Annotated in this window: 17 protein-coding genes; 2 read left to right on the top strand and 15 right to left on the bottom strand. The window is 49.1% G+C overall.

Annotated features, from left to right (window positions below; genetic code table 11):
• Positions 1-70 precede the first annotated feature (70 nt).
• Positions 71-850: a DUF481 domain-containing protein gene (locus BQ2633_RS09160; protein ID WP_075566631.1), complete on the bottom strand. Its 780-nt coding sequence runs from the start codon at positions 848-850 to the stop codon at positions 71-73.
• Between the two features lie 241 nt (positions 851-1091).
• Between BQ2633_RS09160 and BQ2633_RS09155 the strand changes: the two genes are divergently transcribed.
• Positions 1092-1802 carry a DUF421 domain-containing protein gene (locus BQ2633_RS09155; RefSeq protein ID WP_075566630.1) on the top strand — a complete coding sequence of 237 codons (711 nt, stop codon included), beginning with the start codon at positions 1092-1094 and terminating at the stop codon, positions 1800-1802.
• Between the two features lie 339 nt (positions 1803-2141).
• Complete coding sequence (locus BQ2633_RS09150; protein WP_176720113.1) at positions 2142-3734, top strand: Na+/H+ antiporter; 1593 nt, start codon at positions 2142-2144, stop codon at positions 3732-3734.
• 498 nt (positions 3735-4232) lie between these two features.
• Here the strand turns inward: BQ2633_RS09150 and BQ2633_RS09145 are convergent, their stop codons facing one another.
• From BQ2633_RS09145 to BQ2633_RS09060, 14 genes are all read right to left on the bottom strand, one after another.
• Positions 4233-5360, bottom strand: coding sequence for a DNA polymerase III subunit (locus tag BQ2633_RS09145; RefSeq protein WP_075566629.1), 1128 nt, complete (start codon positions 5358-5360; stop codon positions 4233-4235).
• A 613-nt stretch (positions 5361-5973) separates the two neighbouring features.
• Positions 5974-7113 carry a hypothetical protein gene (locus BQ2633_RS09135; RefSeq protein WP_141700188.1) on the bottom strand — a complete coding sequence of 380 codons (1140 nt, stop codon included), beginning with the start codon at positions 7111-7113 and terminating at the stop codon, positions 5974-5976.
• On the bottom strand, positions 7110-8369 hold the full coding sequence (locus tag BQ2633_RS09130) for a hypothetical protein (protein ID WP_075566626.1): 1260 nt from the start codon (positions 8367-8369) through the stop codon (positions 7110-7112). Before BQ2633_RS09130 ends, BQ2633_RS09135 begins: the two co-directional genes overlap by 4 nt.
• 165 nt (positions 8370-8534) lie before the next feature.
• A complete protein-coding gene (locus BQ2633_RS09125) occupies positions 8535-10487 on the bottom strand; it encodes a hypothetical protein (protein WP_141700187.1) in 1953 nt (650 codons plus the stop codon).
• 197 nt (positions 10488-10684) lie between these two features.
• Positions 10685-13147 (bottom strand): hypothetical protein, encoded by a 2463-nt coding sequence (locus BQ2633_RS09120; protein ID WP_141700186.1) that lies wholly within the window; start codon positions 13145-13147, stop codon positions 10685-10687.
• A gap of 496 nt (positions 13148-13643) precedes the next feature.
• Positions 13644-14066 carry an HU family DNA-binding protein gene (locus BQ2633_RS09115; protein ID WP_075566622.1) on the bottom strand — a complete coding sequence of 141 codons (423 nt, stop codon included), beginning with the start codon at positions 14064-14066 and terminating at the stop codon, positions 13644-13646.
• Between the two features lie 815 nt (positions 14067-14881).
• The gene (locus tag BQ2633_RS09105) at positions 14882-15226 is read right to left on the bottom strand and encodes a MarR family winged helix-turn-helix transcriptional regulator (RefSeq protein WP_075566619.1); all 345 of its coding nucleotides are present in this window, start codon (positions 15224-15226) and stop codon (positions 14882-14884) included.
• Positions 15227-15269: 43 nt separating this feature from the next.
• Positions 15270-15455 carry a YgaP family membrane protein gene (locus tag BQ2633_RS09100; RefSeq protein WP_075566618.1) on the bottom strand — a complete coding sequence of 62 codons (186 nt, stop codon included), beginning with the start codon at positions 15453-15455 and terminating at the stop codon, positions 15270-15272.
• Positions 15456-15575: 120 nt separating this feature from the next.
• On the bottom strand, positions 15576-15941 hold the full coding sequence (trxA, locus tag BQ2633_RS09095; protein WP_083234020.1) for a thioredoxin: 366 nt from the start codon (positions 15939-15941) through the stop codon (positions 15576-15578).
• A gap of 1018 nt (positions 15942-16959) precedes the next feature.
• Entirely contained in the window at positions 16960-17400 is a 441-nt protein-coding gene (locus BQ2633_RS09090) for a type II toxin-antitoxin system PemK/MazF family toxin (RefSeq protein WP_075566616.1), read from the bottom strand.
• Positions 17400-17915: a Panacea domain-containing protein gene (locus BQ2633_RS09085; RefSeq protein WP_075566615.1), complete on the bottom strand. Its 516-nt coding sequence runs from the start codon at positions 17913-17915 to the stop codon at positions 17400-17402. Before BQ2633_RS09085 ends, BQ2633_RS09090 begins: the two co-directional genes overlap by 1 nt.
• 113 nt (positions 17916-18028) lie before the next feature.
• Positions 18029-19123, bottom strand: coding sequence for a hypothetical protein (locus tag BQ2633_RS11350; RefSeq protein WP_141700185.1), 1095 nt, complete (start codon positions 19121-19123; stop codon positions 18029-18031).
• Between the two features lie 312 nt (positions 19124-19435).
• Entirely contained in the window at positions 19436-20875 is a 1440-nt protein-coding gene (locus BQ2633_RS09070; RefSeq protein WP_141700183.1) for a Lin1244/Lin1753 domain-containing protein, read from the bottom strand.
• Between the two features lie 504 nt (positions 20876-21379).
• Positions 21380-22084 carry a TetR/AcrR family transcriptional regulator gene (locus BQ2633_RS09060; RefSeq protein ID WP_075566606.1) on the bottom strand — a complete coding sequence of 235 codons (705 nt, stop codon included), beginning with the start codon at positions 22082-22084 and terminating at the stop codon, positions 21380-21382.
• Positions 22085-22561 lie beyond the last annotated feature (477 nt).

Here is a 22561-nt window from a genome sequence, read left to right as displayed (position 1 = left end):
TGGACTCTTCGCCGCAGGGCTCTAACGTCTAATGTCTAACGTCTAATGTCTAACCTCAAGATTCGTCTACTTAAAAGGAGATGTTCACACCAGCCTCTACGTTAGTATAATCCTTTCGGATAGGCACTATCGGGTCGGTGTCATAAATGAGACGATAAGTCCCATTAAGCCCTATTCTGGGAGTGATGTTATATTTGAGGTCCACAGCTCCGCCCCATCGTGCAGCCTTCAAATAACGATCGGGTCTGGCTTGATGAATCGCGGTTGTCGTGAGTTCCCAAGACTCGTTTATGCGGTGCTTGACACTGAGCGATAAGTGACTCTTCACACTTCGGCTAAAGACGTAAGGGCGACTAACATGAGGAGTGGGATTTTCCCACTTTTCAAACTCATAGAAAACACCAGCTGAAGCAAACATCAACACTTTCTCACTGTTGATCAGTCGAACTCGTGACAGCAGCCCACTCGACACTTTATACAGCATTCCGCGGCTCTCTGCCCATTGCGACTCTGCATAAGGATAAACCTCGAAGGCACGATTTAAGAGATAACGATATTCAAGATGCACATAGCCGCCACTCATCGTCACTTTATCTCCGTATGTCGAAAATTCGAGTTTGTTGATGAAGTTGATGACGCGATTATGGTTGATCAAGATGTTGAGATTGGCAGTATTTTTTAAGGTCAGCACATTCTCTTTCTCTGTTTTGAAATCCAACACAGGAAACAAAGAACCTTGGATGGTCTTTGTGCTATCTATGTTCATCGTGAGATTTTCTGAAAACAGCATTTGCGAGTAGGTGGGAAGATAGGCTAAAATGCCCATCACAAGGAAGACTATTTTTTTCATCGAGGAGAAGTTCTGTAAGAGGAGAAAAACTTTTCTGAGAGCTCAATAGAATTGAGCGGTGCAAAGGTACGCAATAATCTACGCACCAGCAAGCCAAATACCAAGCATTCATTCACGTATATTTCTACCAAGAATCGTTGGGAAAACAAGAATATAATTGTACTTTTGCAGCACAGTAAACTTATATCATTTATTCAACTCATTCATTCCACAGCTCTCTATTTTCTAAAACGATTTTATTATGATGGAAATCTTGACTCCCTACCTCAGCATTGCCCTTAAACTGGTCACGGGCATGATTGGCATTTTGGTATTTCTGCGCCTCGCCGGCAAGGCACAAATGGCACAAATCACTCCCCTCGACACCGTGAGCGCCTTCGTGATTGGTGCTTTGGTCGGTGGTGTCTTGTACAATCCCGACATGTCCATGTGGCACATCCTCTTTGCTTTGGCGGTGTGGACGGGCTTCAACATGCTCGTGCGCTTTGCCATGCGCTCGGCACGCTTGAGACATTTCATCAAAGGAGAGAGCGTGTTTCTCGTCAAAGATGGGATTATCAATTTCAAAAACTTCAAGCGCAATAGCCTGGAGATGGAACAATTTCGTTTGCTCCTCCGACAGAAAGGCATCTTCTCGATGTTTGATGTGGAAGATGTGCTCTTCGAAACCAATGGTGCAGTGACCGTTCTTCCTCCCGAGAAAACGTCTGAATCTTTCCTCATTGTCAACAATGGCGAATTTGTAGAGAGCGGTCTTAAACGCAGTGGCAGATCCAAGACTTGGGCTTTGCACAATATCAAGCGAAATGGCTTTAACAGTCCTGCGGAACTCTTCTGTATGGAATGGACGCCCGCCAAAGGCATCTATTTTGTCACCTACGAAGGCAAGGTGAAGCGCGGAGTCGTTGAAATCGAAGCCCACGAGATTGATAGCCATAGCGCACAAGTATAAAGTAGATGTTAGGGGGTCGCAGACCCTTGTTAGACGTTAGACGTTAGAGGGTCGCGGACCCTTTTTCGCTCGGCTTCGGCTTCGCTCGCCTCGGAGGCAATTAGGCGTTAGAATCTTGCAGCAATGGACATTGCTATTGCAACTGCCCTCTAAAACACAGATTACGCGCGCAAAAGATTCAAGAATATTGTATCTTTGTCCAGAACTTCGTACATGAGAGGAGTGTTTATCTTGGTTTTTACAGTACAAAGATAATAAACTCCTCTCAACTTGTAGAGATTTTAAAAGTCTAGATGACTTCGACGTCAACTCATCAACTCATCAACTCGTCAACTCAATATGATTGAACACCAACTTGTCGTATCTATTCTGCTGATTGTAGCCATCTGTTTGCTGGTGATGGTTAGCCATCGCATCAAGGTGGCCTATCCCGTGATGCTTGTTTTGGGCGGCATAGCCCTGAGTTTCGTCCCCGGCATGCCCCGTTTGCGCATCCATCCCGATGTGATATTCCTCGTGTTTCTTCCTCCGATACTCTATGAGGCCGCAGCGGCCAACTCGTGGAAAGAGCTGTGGCACTGGCGGCGCATCATCGGTTCGTTCGCTTTTATCGTTGTGTTTATTACGGCTTTGGTTGTAGGGTATATTGCCAACACGTTCATTCCAGGGTTCTCTGTTGCCCTAGGTTTCTTGATTGGCGGCATCGTTTCGCCGCCCGATGCCGTGTCGGCTGCGGCCATCATGAAGTTTGTTAAAGTGCCGCGGCGCGTGTCGGCCATGCTCGAAGGCGAGAGTTTGTTCAATGATGCCAGTTCGCTTATCATCGTAAAGTTTGCCCTTATCGCCGTTGGTACGGGCCAATTTGTGTGGCATCAGGCCGCCGCCTCGTTCGTTTGGATGGTTATTGGCGGTGCAGGTGTGGGCGTGTTGCTGTCGTATGTGCTTATCAAGCTGCACAAATGGCTGCCGATGGACGAGAATATCGACACCATGTTCTCCATCATCAGCCCCTACTTGATGTACATCTGTGCCGAAACGGTTGAGGCTTCGGGCGTATTGTCGGTGGTTAGCGGCGGCTTGTATTTCAGCTATCGCCGAATACTCATCATCGGTTCCTCGTCTAGACTGCGGGCCGAGAACGTGTGGAACTTCCTTATATTCTTGCTCAACGGGTTGGCTTTCCTTTTTATCGGACTAGACTTGCCCGAGATAATGGCTGGACTTAAAGCCGATGGCGTTAACCTTTGGACTGCAACAGCCTACGGACTGCTGATTACGGGCGCGCTGGTGGTAATACGTATGGGTGCCGCGTTTAGCGCGGTGTTCGTCACGCGCTTTATGAGTAAGTTCATCACTGTGGCCGATGCGCGTTCGCAAGGAATAGTCGGTCCCTTGGTCTTAGGGTGGACGGGCATGCGCGGCGTGGTGTCGTTGGCGGCTGCTTTGGCCATTCCGCTCTACATTCCAGGCACACAGACGCCCTTTCCCGAACGCAGCATGATGCTGTATATCACCTTTGTGGTGATTACGCTCACACTTGTTTTTCAGGGTTTAACGCTCCCAGTGCTGCTTAAATGGGTGAAATTTCCCAACTACGACGACCATCTGCCGCCCGAAGAGACGGAACGCATCATACGAATTGGTATGGCACAGGTCAGTCTGGATTTCCTTCAACGCAACAATAGGTGTGAGGATGTTGCGCGTTCGGCCCTGTTGAACAGCCTGGTTACGCACTGGAACGAGCAGTTGGAGAGCGAAGGGTTGGCCACATTGTACGATGACGAGCTGCGCAAGAACTATCATAACATACTGAACGAACAGCGGTTGTGGCTGATCAAGTTGAATAACGAGAACGAAAGGGTGGACGAGGAGATTATTCGACACTTCATTCACCGCATCGACTTGGAAGAAGAGCGCCTGCTGAAAGAATGAGGTCGCTTTGGGGCGTGCGTGGTTGCGTAACGGCTTGCGGTGGTTGGCTGTTTGATGTAAAAGACTTGCCGATGCCGTTGCGCGGGCAACGAAAGCGAGCGGAACGCAGTGCAGACGAAGCCGAGCATAAAAGGGTCCGTGACCCTTTTTAGACATTAGAGGTTAGACATTAGACGTTAGAGGGTCGCGGACCCTTTTTCGCTCGGCTTCGGCTTCGCTCGCCTCGGAGGCAATTAGGCGTTAGAATCTTGCAGCAATGGACAGCCCATCGCAACTGCCCTCTAAAATACAGATTACGCTATAATAATATCCCCACTCATCTTTGCAGGTGAGTGGGGATTTGTGGTTATTAGAGGTTAGACGTTAGAATTTAGACGTTAGAGATTGGACTAGAACCACTAGTACTACTAGAACATCTAGAACATCTAGCCAAAATAAGAGCAGAGGGCACAATGTCCTCTGCTCTTATTCTAACCTCTAATGTCTAACATCTAACGTCTAAGAAATCAACAGCACAATCATTTTGAGGGCAAAGTCGAAGAACACCATTTTGGCGTTCACATTTTGCGCGATGTCGCGTCGAGCAAGGGCAAGTTCGTCGGAGATACCCAGCACATTACCCTCATTGATGAAAGGCGAAAAGCGCACCGAAAACTCCTCCTCCGCGCGGGTCATATAGTTCAATTCCGGGCGGTGGAAGTTCATGATGAAATTCTCGCGCACCATCCGCAGCGCATAGTCCAAGAAAGCCTTCTGACGCTCGCGTCCCCAACTCGCCACGCGCTCACTCCACGCGTGCATCTCCTTGATGTCGCGCAGGTAGCACTTGCGCATCAAGAGCGCAAACATGTCGAGAAACTCCTGTTCGTCGTGCCCCACAGAGAGCAAACGTAGCGCCCGCACATAGTTGCCCTGCGCCGTGTGCGCCACATAAGCCGCATCTTCGGGCGAAATGCCCCGTTCACGCCGCAGGTGCTCCGCTATCTCCGCTTCTGGAATGGCGCGCACCGCCAGTCGTTGTGTACGCGAGAGGATGGTGGGCAAAATCCCCTCCGCGCGATGGCTCACGAGGAGAAACACCGTCCGTGTGGGCGGTTCTTCGAGGAGCTTGAGGAGCTTGTTGGCACAGGCAGGGTGCATGAGTTCGGGCAACCACACCACCACCACGCGCCAGCCCCCTTGCGAAGGCGTCAGTGACAATTTGCGCACCAGTTCGTCGCTCTCATCGGCAAAGATCTGCGGTTGTTGGTTCTCGATGCCCATTTCCATTTCCCACTGTGCGAGGTCGAAATGCGTGGTCTCCGAGAGCATCTTGCGCCACTCTTTGAGCCAGAGGTCGCTCACCACGCTTGTGGTGCTCGACGCATTCTTGGGGCGAATCACGGGGAAGACAAAATGCAAGTCGGGGTGCGCCCATTTGTGCGTCATGGCACATCCGGGGCAAGTGCCACAGGCTTGTTGTTCCTCACCATGCTGTTGCGGTGTTTCACACAGCAGCAGGCGCGCAAAGTCGAGCGCCACCGCCATGTGTCCAGCACCTTCCGGACCATCGAGGAGGATGGCATGCGGCAAACGCCCCGCACGCCACTGGCTTTGCAACTGATGATATAGAGATTGTTGAAACATAATAGACGTTAGACGTTAGACATTAGACGTTAGACACTAGACACTAGACGCTAGACACTAGACGTTAGACATTAGACGTTAGAGGTTAGAGGTTAGAGATTAGAGGTTGGAGATTAGAGGTTAGACATTAGCGCCCTGCGGAAAAGGGTCCAACCGCGCCAGCCTTCTAACGTCTAACGTCTAACCTCTAACGTCTAATAAACGTCTAACGTCTAATGTCTAAAACAGACGTTAGCATCTAGGGATCACAACTTGGCAAGTCAAAACCCATCTTTTGCGCTGCTTTGACCACACTGGCGGTGAGCTTTTCAGACGCTAAACCATAGAATCGAGCAAATGTAGCAATAAATTTTGAAAAACTCCACCCTTCTCCGCATAAAATAGCACCGACTTCCACATTTCGTGAGGCATCCCACATAAAAGCACTATAACGGTCTAATGACCGATTTGGGATAAAGTATCCAAAAAGAGGGCGCAAAACATTGCGTCCTCTTTCGTTGTTTTTTTATCTCTAGGGGAAATGTCGAGCGCCCTGCAAGGCGCTTGTCCCCTATACTGGCTCAAAAAGCGCAAGCCCGAGAAGGAAACTCAAAACAAACCTCTCGTAGCTTGGCTAATTGAGAAAAGCTGCTTTCGCAGTGCCTTCGTCAAATTGCTTGAGATAGGTGTCGCTTTCATCGCGCACCTGATTTCGTCCCAACAAATTGATACGAATCTGATAGTTGGCTGATGGCAAAATGCTACATAGACCAGGACTATCTGAACTACCCAGTCGATATAGGCGCACGTGGGTCTCATTGCGCTTGTCGGTGAACACAAAGCGAAGGAAAGACATGTTGCCATGCTTGTTCGTGCCGAAATAGTCGGGAGAAAGAGCTGCCTTATGAGGTGGCATATAAAAGTGCCCCCTCAGATACATGTCGGGCTTTGGATCTCCAGCCGCCCCCCATGGACTTTTTTGCCAAGAGGCAAAATCATTGCTCGTCAAAGTCCCCGCGGCGTTGTCCCACAGCTTATAACTACCATTGGGCAGATAACCAAAAGTGCTAGGGAAATTAGTATTTTGCGTTTTATAATCGTCTGCAACAGATGGTTGCAATATAAATGTTGCGGGCACTTGCTCCACTGTCACTTTCTTCAACTTAAAGCCGTCGGGCAACGAATAAGTTTGGAAATCAAAACGAGCAAAGATGCGTTGAAGCACCACTTCGTGATCATACACATAATCATTACCCTGCCTTGTAAAGGGAGCATCATCCAGACGACAAAACATCACGAGAGGCGTATTCTTTGAATTCCCATTATATCCTCGCAGATAATCCCTGGTATTCAGGTAGAGGCTAGAAGGCGAAGGCACAGTACCATTTCTTACTTTTTGAAGATCTGACTGTGAGAGATTCGTCACGAACTGTAACTCGTAGCTGGTTGAAACCGGCATCGTGACGGGCCATTCCGCCTTCAGGTGGTCTTCAGTCTTGGTAAGGTTAGTCAAGCTGATCTCCCCAAAGGGATCGATATACAAGCTTCTGATTTCATCTTCAAATTCTTGCATATCAGCCCCCACACTAACGCCATTACCATGCTTGAGGATGCTAAATTTCACCACAGGCTTTTTCGCTGTGGTCACCTCATTAGCCGGGCGCTCATCGAGAGATAAGTCAGACGAATCGCATGCCACCACTGAGGTAAGCAGAGCCACACCTCCGCATAAGGAGAGCGCTCTTGTTATTGCTTTGCGGAAAGTGTACATCATATTTGGTCGTCTGTATTATCAGGGTGTCCCGTAAAGTCTTTGACGGGATAATACTCTTCGGGGAAGAAGCGCTCCACGCCATTGTCCCAGGGACCCACGGTTATTTTAGTGATTTTCAAAGAATAGCCAATCTTGCCATCCTCCTCTTCATTGCCAGCGTCGGCAAGGGTGACATAGAGAGTGTAGACCTTGTTGCGCTGTATGCCGCGAGGGAGCATGATGCGGAAATAGCGCGTCAGCATGCTGCCGAATTCTGTTCTGAGCTGCACATAAGGCGGCGTCATGAAGGCATCGGGCAAGGTGCCATATTCGTTGATGTAAAACTCCAACGAGGCAAAGTTCCTATTTTTCGAAGCCGAGTGGGTAGCGCTCACCTCCACAGGAGTGGTAGCGTCCACTTGGTGGTCAATGCCGACACGCTGACCATTCCCCACACTAGCGGGTTTCCAGCGGTTGTTGCCCAAATAAGTCCTCTGGGGAAACTTGCGATAGAAAAACTTCATCGTCAGCGGAGCCAAGAAACTCAATGAGGAGCGTTCGCTGGTGGTGAGAAGGATTTTCACCTTGGCAATGGTGCGCTTCACGGGCACTGTAATCACCGACTGATTGGCAGCAAACGCCACGGGTGCCGATTCGCCATACATCATGATGTGCACGAAGTAGGGGCTGTTGTAGTCGGGAGTGCCGTCTGCCTTTTGGGGATAGGGCTTAGGACCCAACTTCTCATTGCCAGAAGAGAGGCTCTTCACTTCCAGCTTACGCAGGTCGTCCAATTTAGGGTAAAAGCCCTGTCTTGAGAGTTTCACGCTTAAGTTTTCTGGCAAGTTGAGGATTACCACGCAAGTGGTGCCTACCACATCGGCTTTGCTGATGCCATCGAGATAGACTCCGCGCAGATATTCCGAACCTGCGGTGCGCTCATAAGCCTTGCCCACCCACTTAGATTTCTCACTCTCTGCAGGTGTAAAACCACTGGCATCGAAGTGAAACGATTGCTTGCCACCAGCGAAGACTTTTTTGTTGCCATTCGAGTCGTAAAAGACGATGTCCACGCTCTTGTAGCTACTTTCATAGTCTGCGCCAGCCTCAGTGCCAGTGGGTGCATTGGGCACAGCGCGTGTGCCAGGCTTGTCGGCATCTTCTATGCGGAAAGTCACGTAGACTCTCTCGTTGGACTCCTCCACTTCCTCCTGCTGGCACGAAGCCACGCAAGGAAGCAGAAGCAAAGAGAGTAAAACGGAATAAAGGATTCTCATAATCGTGATAAGTCGTTTGTGAGTGGCTAGTGCTGGAGGAGCACCACACCACTCCTATAGGTGTGGAGGGGAAAGACATTCCCCGCTGAGTCTGCACAGGCGCAGGAGCCACCGTGGGCGGAGCTGTGTCCGCGCTGGGAGGCAAATGCGATGAGCGATGAGGGTTTAGGGTTGATAGATGTCATGCCAGTTGGAGGCACGCACTTCTATCACTTCGTCCACGCCATCTCTAGGCGTCGGCAGCTTTTGCGTCATCGCCTCGTCGCTGAAATACTCGATTTTGATGAAAGCCTTGCCCGCGGCTGGAGCAGAGCTGCCGCTGGTATTCGCCCAGTTGATGATGGCAGTGGCATGGCCAAAGGCATTGAGCATGTTGGGTTGATTGCCAAAGGCTACCCAATTGGAGTTCGTACCCCCATTTTCCATGCCATCCGTGTAACGGAAACGAGCACTTGGGTTGGGTGCGCCGTTCTGATCGAGCAAGGTGAGCTTCACGCGCTTAAACCTGTGGTTGGGCACAGTGGTTTGGATGGTCACACGATTTTCCTTGTTGCTACTGGAGAAAGTGGGATCTTGCACCCAAATCATAAATTCGCTGTAGACATAGCGTTCACCTTGATCATCGGCTTCTTCCCAAGGCAAGATGCGCACGTCCACCTGCAAGCGGTCGGCTTCGCGCACGGTGTAGACATAGTGCGTGTTGCGCAGGAGGGAGAATTTGCTATATTGATCGGCATTAGGCAGCAGATAGCCGTTTTGTGCCAACGACTGTGTGGGGTCGTTGAGATTCATCTGTCCCACGCTGAAGTATTTCGTTTCTTCGAGACCGCTCTTGAATGCCGACTGCGACCCGAGGGGCCATGCGTCGCCCGTGAGGGGAGGTTCCACCCAGCGACCATCTTTCGACAGTTCGCTATTCTTAGGAGTGAGCGAGATGAGCAAACTTCTGTCCCATCGCTCTGCCACTCCCCCTTTGGGACCTCCGTCGGTGACGCCTTTTTCGAGCAGCATCTCGGGCACATAGAAGGTGTAGGTGTAGGTGCGTCGATCGTCGGGATTGGCAGAAACGTCTGCAGTGGTGTAGTTCACATCGGGCGATTTCACCAAGTGCTGATAGGGATACTGACTATAGAACCACTCACCGCGTGCGATGCGTTCGTAGCGATAGCGCGATTCACCTTCGGGGAAGATGTCGCTATAAAATTTGTACTCTCGAGGAGCGTGGTTGGTTTTGAAGAGGGGGCTATTGAAATACGACCAATAGCGGGGGCGATTGAGCAGCACCACCCCAAAGTCGCCCAACACAGGATAGCTCAATCCACGTGGGAAGATGCCATCGCTAAACTGGCGGATTTCGGCTGCTCGCTCGAGGTGAACCGTCACCTTGGCAAAGGCGCGCACCAATTTCACCACTTCGTCACCATCTGCCACGAAGTGTTGGGGGTCGCTCTGCGATTGGCCCTTACCATTGCGTGTGCTGGTCACCGTGATGTTGCGATACACCGCACTCATGGGCATGGGACGCGTCTCACTGGGCCACCACACCACATCGCGTCCACCGCCAGTCTTGTAGGTAGCCAAGTCGAGATGCGAAAGGGGGGCAGCCGTGGAGCCTGCCACTTCGCTGCCGAAGATGCCAGAGATGTGGGTGCCCACCGCAAGGCGGTCCAAGGCTTGGTTGCCCAACTGGAAGTTGGCAGTCCTTTGAGCCTGCGTGCTTGCATTGGGGGCATACCAGTCTTGTCCTTCGTTGGCAATAAACCAGAAGTCATATTTGCCAGGAATGAGCTTGAAGGGCTTTTTCCACGGCTGGTTCACACCCTCCGCCTGCGAATAGCGTTGTTGCACCGCAGCCGGTGTCACCGTCTTTTCGTTGTAGACGATTTGTCCGGTTTGGCTGTCGGAGATGATGAGTCGTATGGTGTAGATTTTGGAGTCATAGTCTGCCGTGGTGTTGTCAAACGCACGTGTGGTGCCCACCGTGACGTGGGTCGCCATCCAGATGGGCTCTCTACCCTGCTCTCGCTCCGTGCCCACGAGGTTGTAGTCGTGAGCGCAGCTCAACAGCGTGAGTGCTGTCATGCCCAGGAGAGTAAGTTTAGACAGTATGGATTTCATTTGTCGTTATTGCTTATGTGAGGGGTAAACGATGATCTATGGCGCCATTCTCGATGGGCGCATAGCGTGGAGAGAAGCGCAGCGTCAGCACGCAGTGTGGTGCGGGTCTGCGGAGGGTCCGTGTGGGGGCAGGTGGCTTGTGGCTGTTGTCGCCACCTCTCATGAGGACGCGTCTGAGCTGCCTGCCACGCGGGACTTTATTGTTGTTGCAAGGTCACAAACCATTGTGGGTCGTCCAATCCGCGAGGAGCACGCACCGGAAGAACGGGCTGGGGCTTATTATTTAGAGAAGGACCGAAACCTTTGAATACATTCACACCAAATGTGTAGGAGTATTCCTCATTACCCGTAAGCACTTTGTAGTTCTTCACATAAGGTGCAGGATTAGCGTTCGATGGAGATGTTGGATTATTCTTATCACTCACCGCAAACTGGAAATACTGCCCAATAAAGAAAACTTTTTGCGTTGATAAACGAGTTTTTTCATTTAAAGCATTTTGCAATCCCGAACCAGGTACCAAATAGTTACGCATATCCACGCCTAGGCTGGGATCGGGATTCCAGAAATCGCCCCAGAATGCATTTTGAGGCGGCGTATTGGGATCGGTGGGGAGATTGCCGCAAATCACATCTTTCAAGAATCGTTTGCAAGCCTCTTCATCCTTCCAATCTATACCATAGTCGGCAACACTGCGCGTGTGAATGACATATCTAGAATCATCTAACGCTAAAGTCTGAATAGTCTTACCATTATTTGCAAGCCACTGCCCTACTACAGTATAGCGCACTGCATAGCAGAAAGGAGTGCCCACAAAACGAAGACCATAGAAAGACTCGTAGTTAGTAGGTTTTATCGAATTCTTTCTTGTATAAGGCAATGGACGATGATAGTAGGAGGTCATATTATTGAAAATGATACCTCCAATGCGCACTCTCTCAGGAAATTCTTTATGTAGTGCCCCAGCTGGGTAAACTTCCTTATTCGTCTCATTAATGTTCTTCATACCATAAGGAGGGAACAAGGCACGAACCGTCAGTTCGTCGGGCAACACCCATTTCGTATGATTCTCTCTAGGAACTCCTCCCTTCACCAAAGGGGGATCATATACCTCAAATTCGTCTTTGAAATATCTCAACTTACCATAGGTGAAATGGCGATTAGGTGCATTATCATATAACTCATGATAGTAATAAGACGAATATTGCATATCAGAGTTCTTTGCATCAGCATCGGGCCAACGATAGATACTTCCTGCATCATTATGAGGAATATTAGCTCTCGATCTATCGTTATAAACGAAGTTGGGTGCAAAATAGTTGGAAGCACTTATCGAAATATCTGCGCCCACTCCGGCATCGCGGAAATAGGCACGACCCGTCTTGTGATTGCGCACAGAACTGAAGGCTTTGCGCACTCCGATGGGCACATCCAAAGTGGCATTGTAGAGGTCGAGCGAAATTTTCAGTTCTCCGCCACCAAACTGTGAGGCTTGGTCTTTCGACTCGTCGATCGACTTGGTCCACACATAGAAATAGGGGGTGTATTTGCTGTCCGCCTCGCTGTCCTTCTTGCGGGGCAGGGCATAGCCTGTGTGCATATTGCCCGTCACGGCTCTGTCGAGCTGAACGGTCTGCTTGAAGGGATTGGCAGTGCTGAAGGTGTAGGCACTGCCATCGGGACGGCAACCCGTCCAAGGGAGGAGCTGACGATCGGGCGCACCGAGGGCGTCCACATTGATCCAGCCCCCCAGAGTGGTGGAGGTGGACTCGATGTTCACTCCGCGCAACACAAATGAGTTGAGTAAAGAGGTGGCAGTGACACCAGGATAATAGCCGTCGAACTCCATGCCATACTTAGCTTTGATTTCTTCCAACGCCTTGTGCATGTCGTTTTTGAAGCGCATGCAGAGCAAACTGCCATAGGGCACGAAGTCGGGTTCGGCATCGATGCAAATCAAACGATAGGCAGTTCCGCCTTGGCGGTCGCCATTCGCCACTGCCATGCGCACACCATATTTGCGCTTGAGGTCGTTGTCGAGCAAACCTTTCCAACTGGTGCCAAGGATGAAGGGCACAACGATGTCTTTGTTGAGCTCCATCTTTTCGTCCTTCTTATACAATTTTGTGGGCACCATGCAGGACTTGTTGATGTCGTAGGTTTTGGTGGCTGAGTTCCACGTACCGCCCATCATGGCATCTAGCATCCACTCTTCGTCTTCCTGCCAAGTGAAGGGCGCACCCTTGACTTGCGTGAAGGTGTAGACACCAGAAGCCGACAACTTCTGACTTTCCACTACCTTCCAGTCATTGTTGTCGGAAATATAGACTTTCGACCCATCTCGATTGCGCAAGATGAGGAATACTTTCATGTTTTGGGTGCCATTCGCCAAAAGATTGACTTTGGTGACGCCTCGGTCTTGCACCTCGAGAGAGGCACGCGTTTTGAGGTTCGACGCCTCCTGACCTTCTTCCACAGCCGTGATTTCTGAATGGAAATTGATCGTTGGGAAATCGAGCTGTAGTCTGATGGTATCGACACGCTCCTCCTCCGCACTCGCAGGCTGCACAGTGCGCTGGGTGAGTTCATCGGTGCCACAAGCTCCTAGCGTCACGAGGAAAATCGCGACAAACAACCATTTTATATGGACTAGTTTCCTCATTTTGTTCTTATACTTTTATGGCTCTCTGCGAGCGGATAGTTTTCTTACGTTCTTCTGTAGATGCCAAATATAAACATTTTATTTATCCCTTCCCGCGAAAACCAGGAAAATATTACACCCTGATAATGTTTTTTTTCTATTCCGCCCGTTTTTTAAACCTTTACAAAACAAAAAGAGTGCATAAGACGTATTGCTTGTAAACAACACCTTACACACTCTTTAATTACTTTTCCGCGGATAGTTTTCTTTATTTAGAATTTAGAGGGTCGCAGACCCGTTTTAGACGTTAGACGTTAGACGTTAGACGTTAGACATTAGACGTTAGACATTAGACGTTAGACATTAGACATTAGACGTTAGGTATTAGATATTAATACTAAAAAAACAAGGGCTCGCACGGAGGAAAGTCCAACCGCGCGAGCCCTCTAACGTCTAACGTCTAATGTCTAACGTCTAAAACGGGTCTGCGACCCCGTCTAACCTCTAACGTCTAATGTTACTCCGCCTTCTTTTTCTTTTTCACCACGGGTGTCATCTCTGTTTTGGCGAACTGGAGATGTCCCGTCTTCACATCGAGGGCGCGTTTCACACGGAGCGCAGGCACAAACACCACGTGCATACGGGTGATTTGAGAAGCGTTGACATCCTCCTTCTTCTCCACACCCTTAGAACGGAGGGACGGACGGAACGAACCGAGGTCGCCAAGGCGAACGGCATTGCCATCGCGCAAAGCATCGATGAGTTCCACTTCCAAGGCGTCAACCACCGCCTTGATGTCGCTCGAAGCCAGGGTGCACTTCTTCTCGATGCGGTCAATGATCTTCTGACTGTCGATGGGTGCGGGGGGCACGAGGGCTGGGTGGAACTTTTCTGCCTTGGTGGAAGGATTCTTGCGAGAAACGATTTTGTAACGAATCATAGTAATACAGATTTTAAGATAAAACAATAGGTTGCTAGTGGTGTTTCAGCGGATAACCGTCACCCCCACGCTCACTCACACTTCTTGCGAAGTCACCATCGCTAATTGCGAAATAGAATCCTCACTTCTTGCGAAAGTCACGATCACAACTTGAAAGCAACCTCCACTTCTTGCGAGGGATTTACTATCGCAAATTAAGCTTCAGTAGGTGTGTGTAGGTGTAGGTGTTTTTCACGGAATCACCAGCCAGCCAACCAAGGTTAGGATGGGGCGTGGACGTCTCCGCTCGAGTGCTGCGCCCCGCAGGCTCTCGTTGAGAAGCGTCCCTATATATATGGGAGGATATGACCCCAAAGTGATAAAAAATCGAGAAAAACTGCACTTTTTTTTTCGAACACCCCTCTTTTTGCCTTCTCTACTTGGCAAAACAAAGGGATTTCGTTGCAAAAAGCGCACTACATTCTTGCGAACTTGTCGCCACTTCCTCATCTCCATCTCTCAACTTCCTGCGATTTTCACCCTAATTTTTTCGTAAAATCTCCATTGCTTTCGCTCAAACGATGGACTTTCTCGAAACATCTGGCTTAAGAGGCAAAACATCTCCGTCCCTTTCGCTCAAAACCTCCGTTGCATTCTCTCAAAACCTCCGTGGTCCGCCCACAAAAATCCCCTCCGCATGAGGTGCAGAGGGGACTAGTCATCGTGTTTAGGGACTGACGCTCTCAAAGATGCTCAACGGCATCGCTCAAAACGAGGGGAGATTCTCTCAAGACGAGGGGGATTCGCTCAAGACGAGGGAACATCAGCACCCTCCTTCATCGCAAAATTTCGGGCACTTCTATATCGTCAGCCTGCAAGCGTGCCAACCGTTCCTCACCGAGCGCAGTAAGCGAAAAGCGCATTCTCCGCTTGTCGTCCTTGCACATCTGCCGTTTGATGAGCTTGAGAGCCTCGGCAGAAGCAATCACCTTGGAGGCATTGGAGTTGGTGAGCCCAAGGGCTTCTGCCACCTCCCCAGCCGTCTGCGAGGAGCGCGCACTGAGGGTGCAAAGCAACATCGCCTCATTGAGATTCAAATCATAATGCTGCTCGAAATACTGCTCAAAATTGAGGATGGCACGATAGAGATCGCGGATGCGACAAAGGCAAAAATGGTCCATAGGTGAAAAAGGCAAAAGGAATGAGATGAAGTGCAGCTCACGACTACTTCTTTCTGCAACGCTTCAAGATGAGTTCGAGCGGACAAATGCCTGTGAATGCGGACTGCACAAGATTTACGCCCATAAAGATAGAAAGAAAAATCCAATAATCGGCTACATAGTGAGCTAAAACAATACCGACAAGCACCACAATGCCAGCAAATAGACGGACGATATGTTCGTTACACATGATATAAATATATAATTAAGTAAATGAAATGATGGAGTACTGCTCACCAGGATTTATCCCCTTGACCAGCGCTTTCTCCACGAGAAAATAGTTTAGTATGTCAATATGAAGCCGCGGGCATTAAGCCTTAGGCAGGAGGATATCTTCGATCACCTCTTTGAGTTGTCCATAGGTCATGGCGCCCACCGCCTTTTGGGGCAATCCTTCTTGGGGGATAAAGAGGAGTGTAGGCATAGAGCGCACGCCAAACACCTCGGTGAGTTCCACTTCTTGGTCCACATCCACCTTATAGACATCGAGTTTTCCTTCAAATTCTTCTGCTATTTGGTCCAAATGCGGCGCCATTCCTTTGCAGGGTCCGCACCATTTGGCATAAAAGTCGATGATGGCAGGACGTTGTCCGATAAACTTCCACTCATTGGGCGAGGCTACATAGTCAAATACGTGTTGTTTGAAATAGTCGGTCGTGATTTCTTTAGCTTTCATAACTTTGATTTTTTGTTGTGATACAATCTGTTTATCTAGTTTCGCAAGGCAAAGGGTTATTTTATCGCTGAGGGAGCTATTTTATCTGTGAGGGAGCTATTTTTTCTCATGAGGTTGCTTTCTACTTCTCATGATATTTACGACTAGCTTCTCAGCTGTTTATAGTGAACTTTTCAGCTGTTTCTAGTGAGCTTCTCAGCTGTTTATAGTGAGCTTTTCAGCTGTTTCTAATGAGTTTCTCACTAAGTTTTTCATTATTTTCCCTTGGAAACTTCTGCAAAAGTAAAACATTCTTTCCAGACCAACAAATTTCCAGCGGAAAATATGTATTAGACGTTGGAGAATAGAGGTTAGACGTTAGACATTAGACGTTAGAGGGCTGCGCGGTTGGACTAGAAAGACTAGAAAATCTAGACCCCCTCCGAGCCCCCGAGCCCCGCTTGTCGGGGCGAGCAGAAAAGGGTCCGTGACCCTCTAACGTCTAATGTCTATTCCCCTCTAACTTCTAATGTCTAGACACAAAAATAGAGCTACACAACAAAGTGTGTAGCTCCTTCCTTCTTTTTAAGTACAAATACGCAGCCGAAAATCATCCTAAAAATCATCTTCGTCACGTATTGGCACTGCTTTTGTGATGCAAAAGTACAAACTTCTTGCTAGCCATCAAAAGAAATCCGTTGTTTGTTGCTACAAAAAATATAGATTTCTAATAACCAACGAATTCTTTTTGATGTGTGGATTTCACGCGATTTTGTGATAACAAATCCTTGTGTTTATCGCAGTTTTCGCAGCCTTGAAATAACCAACCCAATAACCAACGGAAAGTTTTTAGACATTAGAGGGTCGCAGACCCGTTTTAGACGTTAGACGTTAGAGATTAGAGGTTAGAATTTAGACGTTACACGTTAGAGCCATGCGGAGGAGAGACAATCGCGATAGCCCTCTAACGTCTAATCTCTAGACACAAAAAATAGAGCTACACAACAAAATGTGTAGCTCGTTCTTTTTACAGTACAACTTAAATTAAACCAAAAGTGCGTAGATGCTCTTCTGTTTCTAATTCGCTACCGATAATAGTAGTTTTGATGAGTTCAAAATCTTCATCGTGAACACTACCTATCATTTTAGCTGCTAAGAAACGCTGAGCCTTTATTTCTTTGAGTTCTGCGCAATTAACAAACGAATCATATAACAAAAAAGAATTGCGCTGCTGAGATAAAGGCATATGGAGGTCAGTGATACTCCGAGGGAGATTAGAGTTCACCCTTGAATTGATGACCACACCCCCATAGACATTGCCTAGTGCATCGATGCCAAGAATCACAAAAAACTTCCTACGACTTTTATATCCCAATTGAGGGGTCACTCCCTCTGATTGCGTCATCGCGATACTCCACACTTGTCCTGGAACCACTGTATTGCGTATCCACTGAACTATTTGCTCATCTGTAAGCTCCATCACGACAATGTTTTGTGGAGAAACTCTTGCTCTTCAATATAAGCGATTAACTCAGGAGAAGCGTTCGCTTCTTCAGCCATCGCACGAGAGGAAATAAGCCCCGTAGTTTCTTTAACTTCATCCCAGGCAGAACCATGCGACCTCACCATAAGTTCCTCAAAACTCAAACTTGCATATTCCTTAATGGCTTCGTCAAGACACTTGCAATCCGACACAGAAAGAAATGACTTTTTGCTTTCTCGTAAAGGGTTGAGCAAAATACGATTACCATCTTTTTTAGAAACGAGTATTTCGCTCAACTTGTTATTTTTGATGGCATCATAGAGGCTGCTCGGCACTGGACCATAGGGTAATGCCATAAAATCTTCCACAGCAATACGCCGTCCATAATTCACCAAATGTTGCTGTTCGGCAAAATATAAAACTTTAAAAAGATGGTAATGGTCGATTCCTTGCTTTTTATTAATTACATAGAGCACCACCTCTACCAATTTCGTCCATTTAGCTGTGTCCATAGCCTTCTATTTTTTATGTTAATGTAACATGCAAAGATAAGAAGATTTTCTCTATTTACCAAATTTCCTATCATCATTTAGTAGTGTAGAAATTACAGACGTCTAAAAAAATCTCAGGAACGAGATTTTTTCATATATTCTATCGCGCGGTCGGGATCGTTGTTGCAGAGGGCAAGCGCTTCGGCATAGCGGCGTTTCGCCTCCTCGTGGCTCACAGCACGGGAAGCCCAGCGTTGGCGCTCACGCTGGCGGTCGATGCGCTCCTGTTCGCGACGGAAAACATCGATCTCGCGCGAACGCTGCGCCAAAAACGTCTGCACGTGGCTCACCATGTGGTCTGGCGTGAGTTTGCCATACGCCACCTTGCCATACACTCCAGCACGAAGACGCGAAAGATAGAGCCCAATCTCTGCCAAGTTCAGATGACTGTATTCGCCCACAAACGACTCTGCCACAGCCTCCAACATCTCTCCCGAAATCTTGTCGCTACTGCCCCACAGTCGTGCCGTCTCGCTCAGTTGGATGGTCATCCACGTCACGGCAGTCTGCACGCCATAGTCGCGTTTCACACGTGCCAGAGCCGGTGCATTACCGCGAAAACAACGGTCGGCATCGAGTGCCATGAGGCGACACACCTGCGGATTGTAGCGTTCGAGAAATGCCGTTCGTTCGCGCTGCTTCTCCTGCTGTGCCGCTGCCGTGAGGGCTGAGGAACTGCCATTGGAAGCGGTGAGGGCTGCGCTGCCCCTTTGTGCCACGAAAGTCGGCATCTGCTGGCACTCCTGCTGGGCTACGGCAGTGGTCACTTGCATCGGGGCTGTGGAGGAGGAAATCGGGACTACTGCGCTGTCCCTTTGTGCCACGGAGGTCGGCATCTGCTGGCACTCCTGCTGGGCTACGGCAGTGGGCATTTGCATCGGGGCTGGGGAGGTGGAAATCGGAGCTATTGCGCTGTCCCTTTGTGCCACGGAGGTCGGCATCTGCTGGCACTCCTGCTGGGCTACGGCATTGGAACTGGCAAGCACCGACTCGGGAGATGCGGAGGAAGCGCGGAGAAGTTGCGAAATCGAAACTACTTCCCCCTGCCCTACTGGCGAAGGCGGAGGTGCAATAGCGGATTGTTGCGAAGTGAGGATTTCCATTTCGGAAAAAAGCGAAGCATCGTCCGATGAAGACGGTGCGGACAAAGGACAAGGAGTGAGTTTCATGGTAAATAGATATTTGAAAGAAGGTTTGCAATCAATAAAAATTCAAGTTCATCCTGCAGCGACGCTAGAACTGGTTATCAGACGTGCAAAGATTGACCAACTGACAATCAAGGACTTACCAACAGCCCTTGCGGTGCATCCTGCAGCGATGCTAGGACTGGCTATCAGACGTGCAAGCATGGAGCAACTGACGATCAAGAACTTACCAACAGCCCTTGCGGTGCATCCAGCTGCGATGATAGAAGATTCTATCAGACAATCAAGGACTTACGAACAGACGTGCAAGCATGGACCAACAGACGTTCGGGGGAATTAGAAAGGCACTTCGGGAGGGAGTTCATATTTGTCGTGCACACTGGTGACGGCTGCCACCACTTGCTGCTGGAGAAACTGCTGTCGCTGCTGGTGGAAAAGCCGATCTTGCTGCTCTTGCGAAGCATTGCGCTCGAGAAACACCCGATTGCGCCATTCCCTATCTTGCTGATATTGAAGTTCTCTGCGCTCTTTTTCCTGCGCCTTTTGCTGCACTTGCTGTGCTCGTTCTTCGGCATATCGGCACTGGTTGAGGTGCCACGTGCTCACTGCTGCGTGCCAGTTCATCATGTCGTGACGCGTGGTTTTCCACCCATTGGCAGCATAGTACGCCACAAAGCGATCGGCTTGAAAGTCGGTATAGCCCAAATACTTGGCATAGGCTGCCACCTCTTCCACCGTGGGAGGATTGAGATAGACGGGAGTGCGCAAAAGATGCCCTCTCACACTGGCACGTTTGCGTCGCACAGACTGAGTTGCGGAGGTTTTCGCTTTGCTCTCCTTTTTCGCACTGCGAACATCGCAAGATTTTGCGAAAAGACTTAATTCCTCGCAGATATTCTCCTCATTGCTCGTCATTCTTTGCATCTTCGCTCCCCTACCCACCCCTTTCTTGGTGACGAGGAGAGAAGATGTTTTTCTTCTCTCTTCTTTCTCTTGTTCGTTTGTTTGTTCGTTTGTTTGTTCGTTTGTTTGTTTGTTAACGCGCACGCACGCGCGAGAACTACTTGCAAGTTCTTCATTTGCAGGAACTTGCACACTACTTTTTGACACTTTGCAATCGCCTTCCTGCGCATCTGCTGCAAAACAAGATGCAAGTTCTTCATTTGCAAGAACTTGCACACCCTTTTCAGCCACTTTACAACCGTTTTCTGCTGCACTTGCTGTAAAACACAATGCAAGTTCTTCATTTGCAGGAACTTGCACACCCTTTTCAGCCACTTTACAGCCCTTTTCTGCTGCACTTGCCGCAAAACACGATGCAAGTTCTTCATTTGCAGGAACTTGCACACCCTTTTCAGCCACTTTACAGCCGTTTTCTGCTACACTTGCCGCAAAACACGATGCAAGTTCTTCATTTGCAGGAACTTGCACAGCATATTTCTTATTCCTTGCCTTGGCGAGTGCAGGGTCGATGGAGAGCAACATTTCGTCGAGCAGCGGAGAGAAGAAGCACCCTTTTTCGCGGTTGATGGTGAAGAGTCCGAAGTCTTCGATGATGGTGCGCAGCGTCTCTTCGTCCGTCCAGAAGGAGAAGGCGAGCGACTCATAGTCGAGTTCGAGCACACACTCTTTTTCAGAACGAAGTCTCTGTAGGATAGCGAGATAGATGCCATATCCAGCCCAGCCCATGCGAGCCCGGAGTTTGGCAGACCGCTGTTCGGCATAGTTGTCGATGAAAAGCGGCACATACTTGTTGTAGGAATCTGTCTTTTTCATGATACGATGGATTAAGGTGAATGCAGCAAACTTGCGGCATCCCACTGATGGGTAGGTTATTGGGTGGTGTTTCCCAGGAGGTTATACAAGGCAAATCGAGGGCAATGTGGCAGCACATGGCACCCTTCTTCGCGATAACGCTTCTCAGCGATACTGCAAAGTTACGAATTTATCGCAACAAACAAAATATTTTCATCTTTTTTCTTCGCGACGTTAGCAGCCTCAGTAAGCCCAAAAAAGTCCATCGTTTTAGAAAAAACGTGGGAGATTTTCTCTAAAACGATGGACATTTTCCAAAAAACGTGGGAGGAAATAGTTAGAGGGTCGCAGACCCTTTCTGCTCGGCTTCGTCTACACTTCGTTTCGCTCGCCTCGGGCTAGCGCGGTTGGACTCTTCGCCGCAGGGCTCTAACGTCTAACGTCTAAATTCTAATCTCTATTCCCCTCTAACGTCTAATGCCAAATGTCAATTCTCGCAGGGCTCTAACGTCTAATTGCTAATGTCTAATTAGGACAATTTTGTTGGCAGAATTCGTCGATGATGGCGCGTCCTTTATCGGTGGCGCATCCGCGGAAGAGCGTCACGACGAAGTGGCGCATATAGTCGGAGATGGTAAATTCTTCCATGCCGCGTTCGCGTTGGAGCACACTATCGGAGAGGAATCCCATGCATTTGCTAAACACCACAAAATTGAAATTGTCGACAAACACCCCTTGTTCCACCCCGATATTGAGAAGTTCCACAAGTTCGCTCATGCTTTGTGCACGACGATTTTTAAAATACTGCGCCACAGTGGGATAGCGATTAATCTCGCGGAGGTAGTGGTCGCTGGCAGAGGCAAAGTCCTGGATGCGATATTCCAACAAGTGCAAGATGACTTCGAGGGCATTGGCAGAGCGCACGGAGATTTGGGTGACGAATTGTTGTTCGCGGTCCAAGTTGTTTTTCACGCATGCCAACACCAATTCTTCCTTCTCGCGGAAAAACTGATAGAGGGTGCGTTTCGACATGTGGATGTTTTTAGACACCTCGTCCATGGTGACTTTTTTGATGCCTTTTTGACGGAAGGAACTGTCTGCAGTGTCGATGATCAACTGGCGCAAACGGAGCTGTTCGGGCGTCATGTATTGCGGGTCGGTGTTGGTGATTGTAGCTACTGCTGCATTTCGCTTCCGACGGCAAGCGGGGGTGAGGTTATTGGGTGGCATAGCGAACAGATATTAAAAGTTAAAAACTAGGTGTCTACAACAGGGCTTTGCTACGTGTTTCCCATAGAAAAGTAGTTACTCATTTTATGGATAGTTGATGGAAACACGGTCTCTCTGCATCGGTTATCCTTCCCGGTCGGGGAACTAGCTCGAGTAGAAAACACCGTTCGTTGTGGCAAATATACAAAAATATTTATAGGCAAACAAGTTTTCTTCAAAATTTCCTCGAAAAATAGTTTTTTAGACGATTCGAACTTTAAACCTTAACCATCAGACGTTTGAGGGTCGCAGACCCGTTTTCGCTCGGCTGCGTCTGCACTGCGTTTCGCTTGCCTCGGGGAGAATAGACATTAGACGTTAGAGATTAGACGTTAGAGGGTCGCGGACCCGTTTTCGCTCGGCTGCGGCTGCACTGCGTTCCGCTTGCCTCGGTCTAGCGCGATTGGACAGTTATAGACACTCATCGCCGCATGGTTC

The sequence above is a fragment of the Ihuprevotella massiliensis genome, from assembly GCA_900095835.1.
Lineage (GTDB): Bacteria > Bacteroidota > Bacteroidia > Bacteroidales > Bacteroidaceae > Alloprevotella > Alloprevotella massiliensis.
This window is presented reverse-complemented; position numbering and strand designations above follow the sequence as displayed.